Origin of the sequence: Pseudoduganella sp. R-31 (genome assembly GCF_049913235.1) — a bacterium.
GTDB lineage: Bacteria > Pseudomonadota > Gammaproteobacteria > Burkholderiales > Burkholderiaceae_D > Rugamonas.
The window spans coordinates 724864-742083 of the sequence record NZ_CP183986.1 but is presented as its reverse complement, the minus strand read 5'-3'; the positions used below and the strand labels follow the sequence as shown (position 1 = coordinate 742083).

Sequence of the window (17220 nt, the reverse complement as noted above, 5' to 3'; positions counted from 1 at the left end):
TGGCCTTCCCTGTTCCTTAAATTTCCCGTATCCACACCACCTGGGTGCCGTTCTGGTCGCGATGGATCAACGACCACGACACCAGCTCCGCCCGATCCAGCTTCACCCGGCTCATCACCAGGAAGTAGTCGCTGCGGCAGTCCATGTCGCTGTCCTGCAGCAGCGGCGCCTTGCCGGCGTTCTGCTTGAAGTTGCTGACGTTGAGGAAGGGAGCGCGCTTGCGCGCCACCACCAGGTTCTGCCCCTCCGACACCGAACCGTTGATCAGAGCCGCCAGCACTTCCGCCGGCGCCGTGTTGACGTTGATCGGCGTCGCCGCCGGCAGGACGACGACAAAATCGCGCAGCCTGTCGATGGCTTTCTGGTCAAATCCCGACACCGACAGCAAATCCTCGGCCCGCAGCATCTTCATCGGCTGCCCGCTGCCCGGCGCTACAGCCTCGACGTCCGGCGTCGGCGTGCCGCCGGGTGGCTGCTGCAGCAGGCCGGCGCCCTCGCTGCGCGCCACCTGGGTCGCCACCACCTTGGCCAGCGCAGGGTCAAGCTGCAGGACTTGCAGCAGCCGCGCAAATACCGCCACCTGTTTCTTGTTGATGCCGCCGGCGCCAGTCGTGCTGGCCAGATTCGCAAGATTGTAGCGCGATTGTGCGTCGTAATTCTGTCCGGAAATGGTCGCGTCGAAAGTTTCGCCCTCGATCTTTTCTCGCTTGACGAAGTCGTCGAGCCGGGTTTCCGCCAGCGGCGTGGCCCACAGGCCGTCGGCGCGCGTCATGGTACGGCTATCGAGCATGTCCTGGCGCAGGATAAGCCTCGCCAGATCAAGGCCGGAACGCACGATCCAGCGCGTCTGGGAATGCAGGCGCTGGTTCTCGATCGAGCGCACCTGCACCTGCTGCTGCCAGAACAGGCTGGCCACGATCGTCACGGCCAGGGTGGTTAACAGTAGCGCCGTAACAACAGCTACGCCGCGCTGGCGGGACTGGAAGCGTCGTTTCATACGGACCCCAGCTGGAAAACCTTGACCAGGGGCGCCGGCTGGCCCTGGATCTGCAGCGAGATTTCAAGCCCCGTCGGGCCTTCGGCCTTTGGCCCGGCCCTCGGGTTGATGTCCTTGCACTTGTTCGGGTCGGGATCGGCGCATTTCACGCCATCGGCAGGCGAAGCCGTGGAATTGTTCGGCTGGCGCCAGCCGCCGCCCTCCCATACCCGGAATTCCATGCTGGCGACGCCGCTTTGCAGGCCGACCGGCGACTGCGGCCCCGATTGTTCCAGCGCGGCCTTCCACAGGGCGTCCAGCTCGATCAGGTCGCGCGCGCCGCGCGACTCGGTGCGCGACAGCAAGCCCTCGCGGATGGTGTAGCTGACCACCTGCAGCTGCGAAGCGGCATTCTCGACCATCACGGTGCGCACGAAGACCAGGCGGTTGCTCTCGGCCAGCAGATTCTGGCGCTCGCGCAGCAGGGGCTTGTCGGCAATCTGTTCCAGGTCGCTTTGCATCTGGGCGAAGGTGAGTTGGGTGCCGCGTGTCTGCTCCATGTTCTGCGTGAGCTGTTCGCGCGAGCGCACAATGCCATCGAGCCCGCGCCATCCCAGCACGGCGACAATGGCCAGCACGGTGATCGCCACCAGCAGTTCGATCAGGGTAAAGCCGCGCGCGTTCTTCATTCCTGCAGCACCAGTTGGTTCAACGACGTGATGCGCCGTTCCGGCGCGCTGGCTTCATAGACGCTCACTTCGATGCGGCGCATGCGCGGATTCGGCAGCGTGAACACCACTTCTTCACAAATGAAATTGAAATCGGCTTGCGGACACTCGAAGGTGGTTTTCCCTGGCGCCGGCCATACCTTGGCCAGGCGCACCTGCACCATGCGGTTTTCCGCCGACCAGATGGCCATCATGTTGGTGCGCAGTCCTTCGCTGTTCTGGGTCAGGCTGCCCATGGCGCGCAAGGCGGCGCCCAGCGCGGTGCAGACGATCAGCAGCGCCACCAGCACTTCCAGCAGGGTAAAGCCTTTTTGCCGCATTCTTCAGTCCACCGTGAAATGGCCGACGCCGTCGGCACGGATGATGGCGCGCAAATCGCCGCTGGCCATGGTCAGCGTGAATGGGCGGTCTACCGGTTCGCGGCCAAAGACGATGCGCATGGTGCCGGGCACATTGGTCGGCGGGTCCAGCAGCAGCGTGATCGGGGTGAACTGGAATGGGCGTTCGCGCAGCAGGTCGTCCTGCGGCAGCGTTTCCCAGGTCTTGTCGTTACGCACCAGGAAGCGGTAACTGTCCTGCCCCGCTTCGAAGGCGATCGGCCGGTTGCGCACGATGGCTTCGTCGCGCGCCAGCTGCATCAGGAGCGCGATGCGCTGCGCTTCCTTTTGCATGGCTTGCGCCTGGGACGGCGCGACATTCATCACGGTCAGGCCGAGCGTGATGCCGATGATGACCAGCACCACCAGCAGCTCGATCAGCGTGAACCCCGCCGAGTGCGCTGCCGAACGCTTAGATTTCCCAGGAACCGATATCTGCATCGTCGCCGCTGCCGCCTGGCTGGCCGTCGGCGCCATAGGAGAACACATCGATTTCACCTTTTACGCCCGGGGACAGGAACTGGTACGGATTGCCCCAAGGGTCCTTCGGCATTTTTTCCAGGTACGGCGCTTTCCAGCCATTGGCGGCAGGGCCGGCGGTCGGCTTGGCCATCAGGGCCTGCAGGCCCTGCTCGGTAGTCGGGTAGCGCTGGTTATCCAGCTTGTACATCTTCAGCGCCTGCATGATGGTGGAGATTTCGACCTTGGCGGCGGCAGTCTTGGACTGGCCCACGCGGTCCAGCACCTTAGGCAGCACCAGTGCCGCCAGCACGCCCATGATCACAACGACAACCATGATTTCGATCAGCGTGAAGCCGCCGGAGCGGCGTTTGCTTGGTTTTTGCATAAGATTCATTAGAAATTAAACTGGCAGTATAAGTGATTCAATCGTGCTTGCGGCCAATTGCGCCAGCGCGGCGCAACAGGCCGTCGTTCGAACCCGCTATATTGGCAGGTACAGCTTCCAACGGCTGCAACCCCGGCAAATCTCGGACGAAAGGCTTGATGCCGAGCGCCTCGTCCACTTCCTTAGGATAGATCACCTGGCCGCGCGTGATGACGGCGGATACCTTGCGCAAGTCCTCGATATTCCTGGTCGGGTCGCCGTCGACCAGCACCAGGTCGGCCAGCTTGCCGGTTTCGATGCTGCCGCGGTCGGCGCTGGTGCGGGTGTAGCGGGCGCCGTTGCGGGTCGCGATCTGGATCGCTTCGGCCGGGGTCAGGCCGGCTTTCACCAATAGGGCCAGTTCCGAATGCAGGGTGAAGCCCGCCAGGTCGTCGGTGCCAGCCACGATCGGCACGCCGGCCTTGTGCAGGGTGCCGACGAATTGCACCATCTTGGCGAAAGACTTCTCGTAGCGCGCCTGGGTGGCGGCATCAGGGATCTTCATGGTGCCGACGTGGAAGCCGCGCGCCACGTCGGGCGGCATATTGCCTTCCACTGCCGCCCATGGCTCGTTGACGTCGCCATCCTTCTGCTTCAGGAAAGCGAAGGTCGCCAGGGTCGGGTCGATCACGATCTGCTTTTTCTTCAGGGTCGCGACAAAGTCCTTCACCTCCTTCGAATTGAAGTCCAGGCCGGCCACTTTTTCAGCCGGCAGGTAGAAGCGTTCCAGGCTGCGCGTTTCCACGCCCGGCTTGAACAGGAAGTTCAGCATGACCTGGTTGATGTGCTGCAGCTCGTCGTAGCCGGCGTCCAGCGCCTGCTGGGCGCGCAGGCCGGCCGGCACGTGGCCGGAGACGCGCATGCCGCGCGAGTGGGCGTAAGCCACGGTGTCCTTCAGGATCTCTTTCGGGAAGGAGTTGTAGATCTTGAGCTGCGGATAGCCATGCTCGGCGTACCAGTCGATGGCGCGCTTGGACTGCTCCAGCGTTTTCACCACGAAGCCGCCATTGGACGAATACGGGCTTTCACCTTCCAGGAAGCCGGCCGGCACGATCTGCGGCGCCAGCAGCTTGCCGTCGGAAGTCTCGTCGATCATCATCTGCAGCTGGGCGTTGTCGTTGCCCATGTCGCGCAGCGTGGTTACGCCGGCGGCCACGTGCAGCGCGCCTTCCCAGCGGCCGATGTGGCCGTGCATGTCGAACAGGCCTGGCAGCATGATGCGGCCGGCGGCATCGATCTCATTGACGGCGCCGCGCACCGGCGAGCCGGCCGGCATGATGGCGGCGATGCGTCCGCGCAGCACGTACACGTCGGACGGCGCGCCGACGGTGGCCTTGTTGCTGTCGAAGATGCGGGCGTTCTTCACCACGGTCAGGCCTTGCAGCGGGTGCTGCAGCTTGGCCGCCAGGTCTTTCAGCATGTTTGCTTCGGCGCTTTTCTGGCGCTCGGCCAGGACCTTGCCGTTGTCCTGCCAGCCTTCGATGGCGAACACATAGGTGCCAGGCTCGATGACGGCGAACAGGGAAGGATTGGCGCCCTTGGTGATCCACAGGAATTTGGGGCTCAGGCCAAGGCCGGTCTGTGCCACCAGCTGCACCTGCTGCGACTGGCCCTTGGGACCGGCAACCTGCACTTCATCGAGCACGACCTGCTTCAGGGTGCCCGATGGCAGCAGCGGGATGGTGCCATCCGGCGTCCTGGCCAGCGCGGCGATTGCACGCGAATCGACTTCGAAGCTGCCGTTCAGCGCTACATAGACGGCCGGGCCGCGCACATCCTTCGCGCCCTGTTCGGTGGTGGACTTCCACTGCGCCTTGTCGCCGTTTCGTTCGAAGACCTCGTCCACCACGGCGCCAAAGGTCGAATTGCCCTTGACGTGGTATTGCGACATGGTGCCGTCCGGCGCCAGGCGGAATTCCTCCGTCAGTTCGGGGCCGCGGCCGTTGTCCTTGTAAATGTAGCGAACCTTGGTCAGGCCGTCGTCGTGGTTTTCCACCACCTGCTCGCCCATCTGCTTGCCGTTGTTCTCGGAAATGATGACGTAGCGCGTGGTTTGCGTGACGGCTGCCTGTGCGCTGAACGCGCTTGCAATCGCCAGCGCCAGGACGGCGGAAACTCGCTTCATTGATGGATCTCCTGTTTATTGATGTTGTGTCCCGCACACAGGACAGGCCTCGTTGCGGGTGATGCTAATGCTGTTCCACTCCATGCGCAATCCATCCAGCAGCAACAGGCGGCCTGAGAGCGACTCGCCAATGCCCATCACCAGCTTGAGCGCTTCGGCAGCCTGCATGGCGCCGACCACGCCCACCAGCGGCGCGAACACGCCCATGGTGGAGCAGGCCACGTCCTCGAACGGCTGGTCTTGCGGGAACAGGCAGGAGTAGCAAGGCCCCGCCACCCGCGTATCGAACACGCTGACCTGGCCATCGAAGCGGATCACGGCGCCCGACACCAGCGGCACGCGATGCGCCACGCAGGCGCGGTTGACGGCATGGCGGGTCTTGAAATTGTCGGTGCAATCGAGCACCACGTCGTGCTGCGCCACCAGCGCCGCCAGGCGCGCGTCGTCGACGCGTTCGACCAGGGCGTTCACCTGGCATTCGGGGTTGATGGCATTCAGCGTGGCGCGCGCCGATTCGGCCTTGGGCTGACCGACACGCTCGGTGGTGTGGGCGATCTGGCGCTGCAGGTTGGTCAGGTCGACGCTGTCATGGTCGACGATGGTCAGCTGGCCGATGCCGGCCGAGGCCAGGTAGAGCGAAGCCGGCGAGCCGAGGCCGCCCGCGCCGATCACCAGCGCCCTGCCCTGCAACATCGCCTGCTGCCCCTCGATGCCGATTTCATCGAGGAGGATATGGCGCGAATAACGCAGCAGCTGCTGGTCGTTCATTTACTTGGCAGCCAGCTCAGGCCTGGATGTCTTGACCGGCAAGCCCTTGAAGTGGCGCAGCGCCTGTTCCAGCTGGAAGTCGTCCTTGCCGCCGAACTCGAAAGGCTTCTGCTTTTTCGCAGCGGCCAGCAGGCGCTGTTCTTCTTCCAGTTCGTCGCGGCGGATCCGGCCTTCCTTGTCTTCTTCGCCGTCGCCGTTGGCCAAGTGCTTCTGCAGGTCGGCTTCGCGCAGGCGCAGGCTGTTGATGGCGTCGCCTTCCGCCGTTTCATCGACCAGCACGTCCGGCACGATGCCCTTGGCCTGGATGCCGCGGCCGTTCGGCGTGAAGTAGCGCGCCGTAGTCAGCTTGACGGCCGAATCGGCGGTGATCTGGCGCAGCGTCTGCACCGAGCCTTTGCCGAAGGTCTGGCTGCCCATCACGATGGCGCGCTTGTAATCCTGCAGGGCGCCGGCGACGATTTCGGAAGCGGAGGCGGAGCCGCCGTTGACCAGCACCACCATCGGCACCGTCTTCAGCGCGGCTGGCAGCTTGGCCAGCGGATCGCCGCCGCTGCGGGTGGCATAATTCTCGGAAGTGGCGTGGAAAGCCTGCTTGGAATCGGCCAACTGGCCGTCGGTGGACACCACCAGCGCATCCTTCGGCAGGAAGGCGGCCGACACGCCGACCGCGCCCTGCACCACGCCGCCCGGGTCGTTGCGCAGGTCCAGCACCAGGCCCTTGATGTTCGGATTCCTGGCATACAGGGCGCCGAGTTTCTTCGCCATGTCTTCCACCGTCGGCTCCTGGAATTGCGAGATGCGCAGCCAGGCATAGTCCGGCTCCACCATCTTCACCTTGACGCTCTGCACGCGGATCTCCTCGCGTACGATGGGGATCAGCAGCGGCTTGTCTTCATCCTTGCGCGCCACCGTCAGCACCACCTTGGTGCGCGGTTCGCCGCGCATCTTCTTGATGGCGTCGTCCAGCGGCAGGCCTTTCAGCGGTTCGTTATCGAGGCGCGTAATCAGGTCGCCCGCCTTGATGCCGGCGCGCCAGGCCGGCGAATCCTCGATCGGCGCCACCACCTTGATGTAGCCGTCCTCCACCCCGACTTCGATGCCGATGCCGACAAACTTGCCGTGGATGGATTCGCGCATTTCCTTGAATGCGGCCTTATCGAGATAGGTGGAATGCGGATCGAGCGAGGAAACCATGCCGGCGATGGCGTCCTGCAGCAGCTTCTTGTCGTCGACCTGTTCGACGTAGTCGGATTTGATCAGGCTGAAAACTTCGGACAGGGTGCGCAGTTCTTCCAGCGGCAAGGGCGTGGAAGCCTTTTGCGCAAGGGCGGAAAACTGCATCGAGACGGCGATGCCAGCCACCATACCAAGGCCGACCAGGCCCAGACTCTTCGTTTTGTTGCCCATTGATTGCTTTCCGCCGCTAGAACTTGACCCACCCGGCCGGATCTATCGGCTTGCCCTGGTGGCGCATTTCAAAGTATAAACCCGATTCTTCGTAACCGCCGGTATTTCCAACGGTGGCGATCACCTCGCCTGCTTTCACCACGTCGCCGGCGCGTTTCAGCACAGACTCGTTGTAGCCGTAGCCGCTCCAGTATTGACCGCCGTGGTCGATGATAATGAAATTGCCGTAGCCGCGCAGCGAGGTTGCGTACACCACGCGGCCCGCCGCCACGGCGCGCACTTCGGCGCCGGCGGCGGCCTTCACCACCATGCCTTTCCAGGCCACGCCGTCGGCGTTCTTGCTGCCGAAGCGCTTGTCCACCTTGCCGGCCACCGGCGCCGGCAGCTCGCCCTTCAACCTGGCGAACACGCCGTCCGGCACCACTGGCGCCAGTGCCACCTCGGATGGACGCGGCGACTTCTCGTCGCGCTGCTCGGAAGGCTCCGGCTTGGCGGCGACCTTCGGTTCGTCCTCGACCGGCGGCGGTTTCGGCACCGGCTTGCCGGCCTTTTTCGCTTCCTGCGCCAGGCGTTCGCGCTCGGCCTGCGCCTTGGCGCGGGCCAGCGCACGCGCTTCCGCTTCCGCCTTGGCCTTGGCGGCCCGTTCGGCGGCCAGCTTTTCCTGGCGTGCCTTTTCAGCGGCGGCGATGCGCGCCTGTTCTTCGATCAGCTTGTTCAGTTTATCGACCAGGGCATCCAGGCGCTGGGCGTCCTGTTCCATGCGGCCAGCTTCCTTGCGCTGGGCGACCAGCTTCTTGGACAGGCTGGCCAGGGCAGCGGCGCGACGGCCCTTCTCCTGTTCCAATTTCGCTTTCTGCTGCTTTTCTTCCTCGGCGATTTCGTCCAGTTCCTGCTTGGCGTTTTGCGCCTCGGCCTGGTTTTCTTCGACCTTTTTCAGGTTGGCGCGCAGCGAATCGAGCAGGCGTGCCTGCGACTGCGACACATAAGCCATCAGTTGCAGTTCGCGGTTGATGCGGTTGGGATTGTCGCCCGAGAGCAGCAGCTTGATGCGGTCTTCATTGCCGGCCACGTACTGCTCGCGCAGCAGCTTGGCCAGTTGCTGCTTCTGCGCCGCCACCGTGGCGGACAGGCGCAGCTGCTCGGCGGCCAGTTCGGCCACCTTGCTATTGATCTGGGATTGCTCCGCCGCCAAGTCGCGCAGGGTGCGATTGGCGTCGGAAATGGCTTCCTCCGACTCGGCCAGCGTGTCGGCCGCGTCTTCCTTGGCGCTTTCGGTCTTGCCGATTTCCGCCTTCAGGTTGGCCAGCTTGCGCGCCAGCGCCGCCCGCTCCGTCTCGGCGGCAGCCTTTTGCTTGCTGCGTTCGGTCGGCTTGGGCGCCTTGGCGGCGTCGGCGCCATGCACGGCGCCCAGCGCCAGCAGCAAGGCCAGCGCAACGCCACGCAAGTTCCAGACGCGACCCGGGCGAGTCGGATGCAACGCCACGGGGATTACTTGGCCTTGCCCTGGTTGGCCACGGCAGCCTGGGCGGCAGCGATGGCAGCGGGGTCGCCCAGGTAGTAGTGCTTGATCGGCTTCAGGTCGGCATCCAGTTCGTACACCAGAGGCTGGCCGTTCGGGATGTTGAGGCCGACGATGGCCTCGTCGCTGATGCCATCGAGCATCTTGATCAGGGCGCGCAGGCTGTTGCCGTGGGCCGAAATCAGGATCTGCTTGCCGGCCTTGATGGCTGGGGCGATTTCATCGTCCCAGGCCGGCATCACGCGCGCCACAGTATCTTTCAGGCACTCGGTCAGCGGGATGGCATCCTTTGGCAAACCGGCATAGCGCGGGTCGTTGAAGGAAGTGCGGTCGTCGCCGGCTTCCAGCGCTGGCGGCGGGATGTCGTAGCTGCGGCGCCATACCAGCACCTGCGCGTCGCCGAACTTGGCGGCGGTTTCGCCCTTGTCCAGGCCTTGCAGGGCGCCGTAATGACGCTCGTTCAGGCGCCAGTCATGCTTGATCGGCACGTACATTTCATCCATCTCGTCCAGGGTCAGCCACAGGGTGCGGATGGCGCGCTTGAGTACGGAGGTATAGCACAGGTCGAAGGAGAAGCCGGCATCTTTGAGGATTTTGCCGGCAGATTTGGCTTCGTTGACGCCTTTTTCGGTCAGGTCCACATCGGTCCAGCCGGTGAAGCGATTTTCCAGGTTCCAGGTGGACTCGCCGTGACGCATGAATACGATTTTGTACATATAGCTATAACAATAGAATTGGAAATGGGTGAAAATCGCCGCCGAAGCCACGAACAAGCATCTATTTTATAATGCTCGGATTAAGTTCAACCATTGGATTACCGTGAAATTCATCATCGACAATATTTTTCTGATCGCCATCGTCCTCTTGTCCGGCGGCGCCCTGCTGTTCCCGGTCCTGACCCAGCGCGGTAAAAAAGCCTCGCCGGCCGAAGTCACCCTGCTGATCAACCGCGGCAAAGCCGGCATTCTCGATGTGCGCGCCAAGGACAAGGCCGAAAGCCGTATCATCGATTCCAAACACATCCCGCTGGCCGAACTGGGCAACCGCATGGACGAACTGAAGAAGTTCAAGGACAAGACCCTGGTGGTGGTATGCGATAAAGGGATCAGCGCCTTCAGCGCCGCCCGCATGCTGGAAAAGTCCGGTTTCTCCGACGTTGTCGTGATGGAAGGCGGGATTGATGCCTGGAAGTCGCAAAACCTGCCGCTGACAAAGTAAAGGAGTTGCCATGACTGCCAACGTTACCATGTACAGCACCCTGGTGTGCCCGTATTGCGTGCGCGCCGAACGTTTGCTGGAAAGCAAGGGTGTCACCGCCATCAACAAGATCCGCGTCGACCTCGACCCGGCCCAGCGCCAGCTGATGATGGAAAAGACGGGCCGCCGCACGGTGCCGCAGATCTATATCGGCGATACCCACGTTGGCGGTTTTGACGATTTGTACGCTTTGGACCAGGCTGGCGGCCTCGACCCCTTGTTAAAAGGTTAAACGGCCCCAAATACAACGGACAAGCGGGCGAAACGTTGGAAAATAAACTAGTTTTGCTACAATTGCCGTCGCGTTTGACTTTGGCTTACCCCCGTGGCCTGGACAAGCATTAACTATATAACTGATACGAAAGCGTTCCATGTCTGAAGAAAACCTGCAACCTGTATTCCAAATCCAACGCGTCTACCTGAAAGACATGTCGCTGGAACAGCCTAATTCCCCAGCTATCTTCCTGGAACAGGAAGCCCCTTCGATCGAAGTGGCGCTGGACGTTGGCGCTGAGCCGCTGTCTGACGGCATCTTCGAGTCCACCGTGACCGTGACCGTGACTGCCAAGATCAAGGACAAAGTCGCTTTCCTGGTTGAAGGCAAACAGGCCGGTATCTTCGAAGCCCGCAACATTCCAGCTGAACAGCTGGACCCACTGCTGGGCATCGGCTGCCCGAACATCGTGTACCCGTACCTGCGTTCGAACATCGCCGACATGATCACCCGCGCCGGCTTCCCTCCGATCCACCTGGCGGAAATCAACTTTGAAGTGTTCTACCAGCAGCGCCTGGCAGCCATCGCCCAGCAGCAAGCTGCTGAAGCTGGCGCCACCCCGGTCGAAGGCTCTGCCACCGTACAGTAATACTTCTGCGCTATCATGGGGAACCACGGTTCCCCCGCATGCAAAGGCCCCAGTGGGCCTTTGCGCATTTTTAAGGTATTAATTGATGAATTTACGCCGAATTGTCGCCATCGCCGCATCGCTGCTGGCTTGCGCCAGCGCCCAGGCTATCGACTACCGGTCGGTCGGCGCCAATCCTGCCGTGCTGTACGGCGCCCCCTCGACCCGGGCGGCCAAGCAGTACATCGTCCCCTCCGGCGCCCCGCTGGAAGTCGTGCTGACCTATGGCGAGTGGGTCAAGGTGCGCGATATGGCCGGCGACCTGGCCTGGACCGAAGCCAAGGGCTTGAGCATCAAGCAGCGCAACGTGATCGTCCGCGCAGCCAACACCAGGGTACGCGGCGCGGCCGACGATACCTCGCCTGTGGTGTTCATCGCCGACAAGGGCGTGCTGCTGGAACTGGCTGAACCGGCCGCCAACGGCTGGACCAAGGTGAAGCACCGCGACGGCCTGGTCGGCTATGTGCGCAGCAACGATATTTGGGGTAATTGAGCAAGATGCTGCAAGAAGGCAAACGCAAGATCAGCGTGCTGGGCGCCGGCGCCTGGGGCACCGCCGTCGCCATCGCTGTTGCCGCGCGCCACGAAGTGGTGCTGTGGGGCCGCGATGCCGCCGCGATGGCCGAGATGGCCGCCGCCCGCGACAATAGCCATTACCTGAAAGGCTTCCCCTTCCCGCCTGCGCTGCAGGTGAGCTCCGATTTCGATGCCGCCGTGGCCCATGCGGGCCAGGATGGCTTGCTGATTGCCGCCTGCCCGGTTGCCGGCCTGCGCCCCTTGCTGCAAGCACTGAAAGGCAGGCAGATTCCGAACATCGTCTGGCTGTGCAAAGGCTTTGAATACGACACCGGCATGCTGCCGCACCAGATCGTGCGTGAAGTACTGGGCGATAGCGTGCCGGCTGGCGCACTGTCCGGCCCTTCGTTCGCGCAGGAAGTGGCCAAGGGCCTGCCTTGCGCCCTGACCATTGCCTCCAGCGATGCCGCCCTGTGCGAGCTGGTGGTAGGCGCCGTGCACGGCGGCACTATGCGCGTCTACTCGAGCGACGACATTGTCGGCGTGGAAGTGGGCGGCGCCGTGAAGAACGTCCTGGCCATCGCGACCGGCGTGGCCGACGGCATGGGCCTGGGCCTGAACGCCCGCGCCGCGCTGATCACGCGCGGCCTGGCCGAGATTACCCGCCTCGGCACCGCCCTGGGTGGGCAAGTCGAAACCTTCATGGGCTTGACCGGCATGGGCGACCTGATCCTGACCTGCACCGGCGACCTGTCACGCAACCGCCGCGTCGGCCTGGGGCTGGCGCAGGGCAAGTCACTGGAAACCGTGGTCAAGGAGCTGGGCCATGTGGCCGAAGGCGTGCCCTGCGCGAAAGCGGTGCGCGAACTGGCGCGCCGCCTCGGCGTGGAGATGCCGATTACAAACGCCGTCGCCAGCGTGCTGTTCGACGGCTTGCAACCGGCCGACCTGGTGCAAGGCTTGCTGGCGCGCGACCCGCGCTCGGAAAACCAGGTGCCGCCAGTTAAGTAGCATCGTCGCGCTCGCCATCCTATAATCGGCGCATCCCTTCAGTGGAGGCGACGATGATCAGTTCCGCGAACCTGGCCGAAACGCTCGAGATCGACACGACGATGGCGGACAAGTGGCAGCAAGTCCTGGACTTGCTGGCCCGCCTGCTGCACGTGCCGGCCGCCCTGATCATGCGCGTGCAGCCGCCCAGCATCCAGGTATTCCTGTCCAGCCATTCGCCCGGCAATCCCTACGAAGAACATGAACTGGCGCCGCTGAATACCGGCCTGTATTGCGAGACCGTGATGGCGCGGCGAGGCGAACTCCTGGTGCCGGATGCCTTGCAGGACGCCGCCTGGTGCGCCAATCCCGACATCAAGCTCGGCATGGTTTCCTACCTCGGCCTGCCGCTGGTCTGGCCTAACGACCACGTGTTCGGCACCATCTGCGTGCTGGACCGGAAGAGGAATCCCTACGACGATACCCAGCGCGCACTGCTGGAGCAATTCCGCGGCCTGGTCGAACGCGACCTGCGCCAAGTCTATGAACGGCGCGAACAGGCGCTGCGCGATGCCGCGCTGCTGGAACAGATGGTGGCCACTGCCAAGCTGGCCACCATCGGCCGCCTGGTCGGCGGCATCGCACATGAGCTGAACACGCCGCTCGGCAATATCGTGCTGGGCTCGTCCTCGCTGGCCGCGCGGCTGGACGATATTTTGCAGCAGGCCGAAGCCCGCTCCCTGTCGCAATCGAATTTGCGGCGCATGCTCGACGAAGGGCGGCAAGCCTGCGACACGATCGAACGCAATAGCACGCGTGCCGGCAACCTGCTGGCCAGCATCAAGCAGATCGCAGTGGACCAGGAGGGGCAGCCGCGGCGCCGCTTCGACCTCGACGAAACGGTGGCCCACGTCGCCAGCGCCACCGCGCCCTCGCTGCGACGCGAAGCGATCAGCCTGACGGTGGATATTCCTGCCGGCCTGGAAATGGACAGCTACCCAGGCCATATCGAACAGGTCCTGGTTGCCTTGCTGGACAATTCGGCGCGCCATGCCTTTGCCGGCCGCGAGGGACGCTGCGTGCACATTGCCGCTACGCGCCAGGGCAGCGACGTGGAGCTGGTGTATACGGATAATGGCTGCGGCATCGCCGCCGATGCGTTGCCGCGCGTGTTCGAACCGTTCTACACGACGCGGGTCGGCGAGGGGGCGCGCGGGCAGGGCCTGACGATCGTGCTGAACGCCGTGCAAGCGATCCTGAAGGGCAGCGTACGCCTCGACAGCAGGCCGGGCGACGGCGTCCGGTTCACCTTCCGCCTGCCGCTCAATCCTCCAGCACAATAGTCAACAGCAGCAGCGCATCGGTGTTGGCGCGCAGGGCGTGCGGCGCGCCACCTTGCAGGTAGAGCATTTCCCCGCCGCGCAGGATGGCGGTGCGGCCATGCGCATCGAACGCCACCTCGCCTTCCAGGCATTGCAGCGTGATCTGGCCCTTGACCGCATGCTCCGGTACCGCACGGCCGGCCGGCACGGTCATGCGGATCAATTCCAGCTGCTCCGTCTTGGCCAGTGCGATGGAAGAAAACTGCGACAAGCTTTCACCGGCCTCGCGGCCAATCCGGACCACTTGCCCGGATGATGCATGCGGTAGCGCCATATACCCTCCCTGGATTGTCCCAATGATAGCAGTTGGCGCCGCCGCACTTATTTCTGTTCGTCGCCAATGAAGCGGTAGATGCCTGCGCCGACGCCGGCGCCGATGATCGGCGCCACCCAGAACAGCCACAGTTGCGCCACCGCCCAGCCGCCGACATACAGCGCGACGCCGGTGCTGCGCGCCGGGTTGACCGAGGTGTTGGTGACCGGGATCGAGATCAGGTGGATCAGGGTCAGGCACAGGCCGATGGCGATCGGCGCAAAGCCAGCCGGTGCGCGCTTGTCGGTTGCCCCCAGGATGACCACCAGGAAGAAGGCCGTCATCACCACTTCCGTGACCAGGGCCGCCACCAGGCTGTAGCCGCCCGGCGAATGCTCGCCATAGCCGTTGGAGGCGAAGCCGGCGGCCACGTCAAAACCTGCCTTGCCGCTGGCGATCAGGTACAGCACGCCGCCCGCAGCAATGCCGCCCAGCACCTGCGCCACGATATAGCCCGGCAAATCCTTGGCCGGGAAGCGGCCGCCCAGCCACAGGCCGACCGATACCGCCGGGTTCAAATGACAGCCCGAAATGTGGCCGATGGCAAAGGCCATGGTCAGCACCGTCAGGCCGAAGGCCAGCGACACCCCGTGCAAGCCGATCCCCACCCCGGGAAATGCCGCCGCCAGCACCGCACTGCCGCAACCGCCCAGGACTAGCCAGAACGTACCGAAGAATTCCGCACCCAGTTTTTGCATGTCACGCCTCCGTTGACGATTGGTAATTTTGCAAACAGATTAACTATAAATGGCGGAAATGACAACGGTGCGACATGTTGCACCGCAGAAAAATAGAGCGACCGTTCTAGAAAATTCGCTTGTGTTACGCAAGCGGTTTCAATAGAGTAAATGTTATATATTTACTACCAAAATGGAAGCCAATGAGCAAAGGTTCGTTCGCCGAGATGAACTGCCCCATCGCCCAGACCCTGGAGCAGGTCGGCGAATGGTGGACCTTTGTCATTTTGCGCAACGCCTTCTGCGGCATGAGCCGCTTCCAGGATTTCCAGCGCCACCTCGGCATCAGCACCAATATCCTGGCCCGCCGCCTGGGCAAGCTGGTGGAGAACGGCATCCTGCTGCGCCAGCCCAGCGACGAGGACGCCCGCATCGTCCATTACCGCCTGACGCCCAAGGGCCACTCGCTCTATCCCATCCTGGCCGCGATGACCGTGTGGGGCGAGCAATGGGCGCCGCATCCGGACGGGCCGCGCATGACGCTGGTGGAGCGCGAAACCGGGCTGCCCGTGGCCGGCGTGGGCATCCGCGCCGCCGACGGGCGCGACCTGGCGCCGGCGCAGATCGATACGGTGGCCGGCCCCGGCGCCGATGACAAGACGCACGCTTTGATGCGCATGAGAGAGGAGACAAGCAAACAATGAATACCGATAAAGTCTGGCTCAAGTCCTACCCCGATGGCATTCCGGCCTCCATCGATCCCGACCTGTACCGCTCCCTGCCGCACCTGCTGGAGGAGTCCTTCGGCAAGTTCGCCGCGCGCAAGGCCTACGCCTGCATGGACAGCGTCATGAGCTACCGCGAGTGGGACGAGCACTCGCGCAACCTGGCCGCATGGCTGCAGCAGCGCGGACTGGCCAAGGGCGCCCGCGTCGCAGTGATGATGCCCAATGTGCTGCAATATCCGGTCGCAGTGGCGGCCGTCCTGCGCGCCGGCTGCACCGTGGTGAACGTCAATCCGCTGTACACGGCGCGTGAGCTGGAGCACCAGCTGACCGATTCCGGCGCCGAAGCCATCTTCATCCTCGAAAACTTCGCCACCACGCTGGAAAAGGTGCTGCCGCGCACCAGCGTCAAGCACGTGGTGGTGGCCAGCATGGGCGACATGCTGGGCTTTGCCAAGGGCATGCTGGTCAACTTCGTGGTGCGCACGTTGAAGAAGTTGGTGCCGCTCTTTGATCTGCCGGGCGCCGTGCCATTCCGCGCGGCCTTGCGCCAGGGCGCACGCGAAGCCCTGCGCCCGATGCAGCTGGGCCACGACGACATCGCCTTCCTCCAATACACGGGCGGCACCACGGGCCTGTCCAAGGGCGCCACCCTGACCCACCGCAACGTGATCGCCAACATGCTGCAGAACGATGCGTGGGCCGGGCCGGCCCTGCTCAATCAAGCCAAGGGCGAACAGGTGGTGACGGTATGTGCGCTGCCGCTGTACCACATCCTGGCGCTGAACGCCTGCATGCTGATGGGCGCGCGCTGGGGCGCGATGAACCTGCTGGTGCCCAATCCGCGCGACATGGCGGGCTTCGTCAAGGAACTGGCCAAGTACCGCGTCAATTTCTTCCCCGGGGTGAACACCCTGTTCAACGCCTTGCTGAACCAGCCCGAGCTCGCAAAGGTCGACTTTTCCGGCCTGCGCATCACCCTGGGCGGCGGCATGGCGGTGCAGCAGGTGGTCAGCGAACGCTGGCTGGCCGCGACCGGCAGCCCGATCCTGGAAGGCTACGGCCTGTCGGAGACCTCGCCGACGGCCACGCTGTGCCGTCCCGACCAGAACGGCTTCAGCGGCACCATCGGCCTGCCGGTGCCGTCGACCGAAGTGGCGATCGTCGACGACGACGGCAATCCCCTGCCCTTCGGCCAGGCCGGCGAAATCGCCATCCGCGGCCCGCAGGTGATGGCCGGCTACTGGAAGCGTCCGGACGAAACGGCCAAGGTCATGACGGCGTCCGGATACTTCAAGTCGGGCGACATCGGCATCATGGATGAACAGGGCTATGTCCGCATTGTGGACCGCAAGAAGGACATGATCCTGGTCTCCGGCTTCAACGTTTACCCCAATGAAGTGGAAGGCGTGGTGGCCGCCCACCCGCTGGTGCTCGAATGCGCCTGCATCGGCGTACCCGACGCCGGTTCGGGCGAAGCCGTCAAGCTGTTCGTGGTGCGCAAACACCAATCGCTCACCAGCGAACAGCTGATGGACTACTGCAAACAGCAGTTGACCGCTTACAAAAAACCGAAATACATCGAGTTCCGCGACGCCCTGCCCAAGACCAATGTGGGCAAGATCCTGCGCCGCGAGCTGCGCGACGAAAAGGTCGCGGCGTAAGTTTTTGC

20 protein-coding genes are annotated in these 17220 nt (G+C 63.6%); 8 read left to right on the top strand and 12 right to left on the bottom strand.

Annotation, left to right across the window (positions count from 1 at the left end):
* Nucleotides 1-16 precede the first annotated feature (16 nt).
* The 10 genes from gspK to gpmA are packed head-to-tail and all read right to left on the bottom strand — an operon-like array spanning nt 17 to nt 9502.
* Nucleotides 17-997 (bottom strand): type II secretion system minor pseudopilin GspK, encoded by a 981-nt coding sequence (gspK, locus tag ACN9MY_RS03425; protein ID WP_426167517.1) that lies wholly within the window; start codon nt 995-997, stop codon nt 17-19.
* Nucleotides 994-1665, bottom strand: coding sequence for a PulJ/GspJ family protein (locus tag ACN9MY_RS03420; protein WP_426167515.1), 672 nt, complete (start codon nt 1663-1665; stop codon nt 994-996). The genes gspK and ACN9MY_RS03420 overlap by 4 nt, the downstream gene beginning before the upstream one ends.
* The gene (gene gspI / locus ACN9MY_RS03415) at nt 1662-2024 is read right to left on the bottom strand and encodes a type II secretion system minor pseudopilin GspI (RefSeq protein WP_426167513.1); all 363 of its coding nucleotides are present in this window, start codon (nt 2022-2024) and stop codon (nt 1662-1664) included. Before gspI ends, ACN9MY_RS03420 begins: the two co-directional genes overlap by 4 nt.
* 3 nt (nt 2025-2027) lie before the next feature.
* Nucleotides 2028-2522 carry a GspH/FimT family pseudopilin gene (locus ACN9MY_RS03410; protein WP_426172107.1) on the bottom strand — a complete coding sequence of 165 codons (495 nt, stop codon included), beginning with the start codon at nt 2520-2522 and terminating at the stop codon, nt 2028-2030.
* On the bottom strand, nt 2494-2928 hold the full coding sequence (gspG, locus tag ACN9MY_RS03405; RefSeq protein ID WP_426167511.1) for a type II secretion system major pseudopilin GspG: 435 nt from the start codon (nt 2926-2928) through the stop codon (nt 2494-2496). Before gspG ends, ACN9MY_RS03410 begins: the two co-directional genes overlap by 29 nt.
* Nucleotides 2929-2965: 37 nt before the next feature.
* Complete coding sequence (locus ACN9MY_RS03400; RefSeq protein WP_426167509.1) at nt 2966-5092, bottom strand: amidohydrolase family protein; 2127 nt, start codon at nt 5090-5092, stop codon at nt 2966-2968.
* A gap of 15 nt (nt 5093-5107) precedes the next feature.
* Nucleotides 5108-5860 (bottom strand): HesA/MoeB/ThiF family protein, encoded by a 753-nt coding sequence (locus ACN9MY_RS03395; RefSeq protein WP_426167507.1) that lies wholly within the window; start codon nt 5858-5860, stop codon nt 5108-5110.
* A complete protein-coding gene (locus ACN9MY_RS03390) occupies nt 5861-7267 on the bottom strand; it encodes a S41 family peptidase (RefSeq protein ID WP_426320514.1) in 1407 nt (468 codons plus the stop codon).
* 16 nt (nt 7268-7283) lie between these two features.
* Entirely contained in the window at nt 7284-8744 is a 1461-nt protein-coding gene (locus ACN9MY_RS03385; RefSeq protein WP_426172106.1) for a murein hydrolase activator EnvC family protein, read from the bottom strand.
* An 11-nt stretch (nt 8745-8755) separates the two neighbouring features.
* Nucleotides 8756-9502 (bottom strand): 2,3-diphosphoglycerate-dependent phosphoglycerate mutase, encoded by a 747-nt coding sequence (gene gpmA, locus ACN9MY_RS03380; protein WP_426167503.1) that lies wholly within the window; start codon nt 9500-9502, stop codon nt 8756-8758.
* 103 nt (nt 9503-9605) lie between these two features.
* Here gpmA and ACN9MY_RS03375 point away from each other — a divergent pair, with 103 nt between their 5' ends.
* The 6 genes from ACN9MY_RS03375 to ACN9MY_RS03350 all read left to right on the top strand — a co-directional run bounded on the left by ACN9MY_RS03375 (nt 9606) and on the right by ACN9MY_RS03350 (nt 13794).
* On the top strand, nt 9606-10004 hold the full coding sequence (locus tag ACN9MY_RS03375) for a rhodanese-like domain-containing protein (RefSeq protein ID WP_426167501.1): 399 nt from the start codon (nt 9606-9608) through the stop codon (nt 10002-10004).
* A 10-nt stretch (nt 10005-10014) separates the two neighbouring features.
* Nucleotides 10015-10275: a glutaredoxin 3 gene (gene grxC, locus ACN9MY_RS03370; protein WP_057265991.1), complete on the top strand. Its 261-nt coding sequence runs from the start codon at nt 10015-10017 to the stop codon at nt 10273-10275.
* Nucleotides 10276-10414: 139 nt separating this feature from the next.
* Nucleotides 10415-10906, top strand: coding sequence for a protein-export chaperone SecB (gene secB, locus ACN9MY_RS03365; protein ID WP_426167498.1), 492 nt, complete (start codon nt 10415-10417; stop codon nt 10904-10906).
* 85 nt (nt 10907-10991) lie between these two features.
* Complete coding sequence (locus ACN9MY_RS03360; RefSeq protein WP_426320511.1) at nt 10992-11438, top strand: SH3 domain-containing protein; 447 nt, start codon at nt 10992-10994, stop codon at nt 11436-11438.
* Nucleotides 11439-11443: 5 nt separating this feature from the next.
* A complete protein-coding gene (locus ACN9MY_RS03355) occupies nt 11444-12472 on the top strand; it encodes an NAD(P)H-dependent glycerol-3-phosphate dehydrogenase (protein WP_426172105.1) in 1029 nt (342 codons plus the stop codon).
* A gap of 53 nt (nt 12473-12525) precedes the next feature.
* The gene (locus tag ACN9MY_RS03350; protein ID WP_426320509.1) at nt 12526-13794 is read left to right on the top strand and encodes an ATP-binding protein; all 1269 of its coding nucleotides are present in this window, start codon (nt 12526-12528) and stop codon (nt 13792-13794) included.
* Here the strand turns inward: ACN9MY_RS03350 and ACN9MY_RS03345 are convergent.
* Together ACN9MY_RS03345 and aqpZ are read right to left on the bottom strand one after the other, a co-directional pair.
* Complete coding sequence (locus tag ACN9MY_RS03345) at nt 13775-14107, bottom strand: cupin domain-containing protein (protein ID WP_426167492.1); 333 nt, start codon at nt 14105-14107, stop codon at nt 13775-13777. The two genes, ACN9MY_RS03350 and ACN9MY_RS03345, sit on opposite strands and share 20 nt — an antisense overlap.
* A gap of 47 nt (nt 14108-14154) precedes the next feature.
* Nucleotides 14155-14844: an aquaporin Z gene (gene aqpZ / locus ACN9MY_RS03340; protein WP_426167490.1), complete on the bottom strand. Its 690-nt coding sequence runs from the start codon at nt 14842-14844 to the stop codon at nt 14155-14157.
* 182 nt (nt 14845-15026) lie between these two features.
* Here aqpZ and ACN9MY_RS03335 point away from each other — a divergent pair, with 182 nt between their 5' ends.
* Nucleotides 15027-15527, top strand: a complete 501-nt coding sequence (locus tag ACN9MY_RS03335; RefSeq protein WP_426167488.1) for a winged helix-turn-helix transcriptional regulator — start codon at nt 15027-15029, stop codon at nt 15525-15527.
* Nucleotides 15524-17212: a long-chain-fatty-acid--CoA ligase gene (locus ACN9MY_RS03330; RefSeq protein ID WP_426320506.1), complete on the top strand. Its 1689-nt coding sequence runs from the start codon at nt 15524-15526 to the stop codon at nt 17210-17212. The genes ACN9MY_RS03335 and ACN9MY_RS03330 overlap by 4 nt, the downstream gene beginning before the upstream one ends.
* Nucleotides 17213-17220 lie beyond the last annotated feature (8 nt).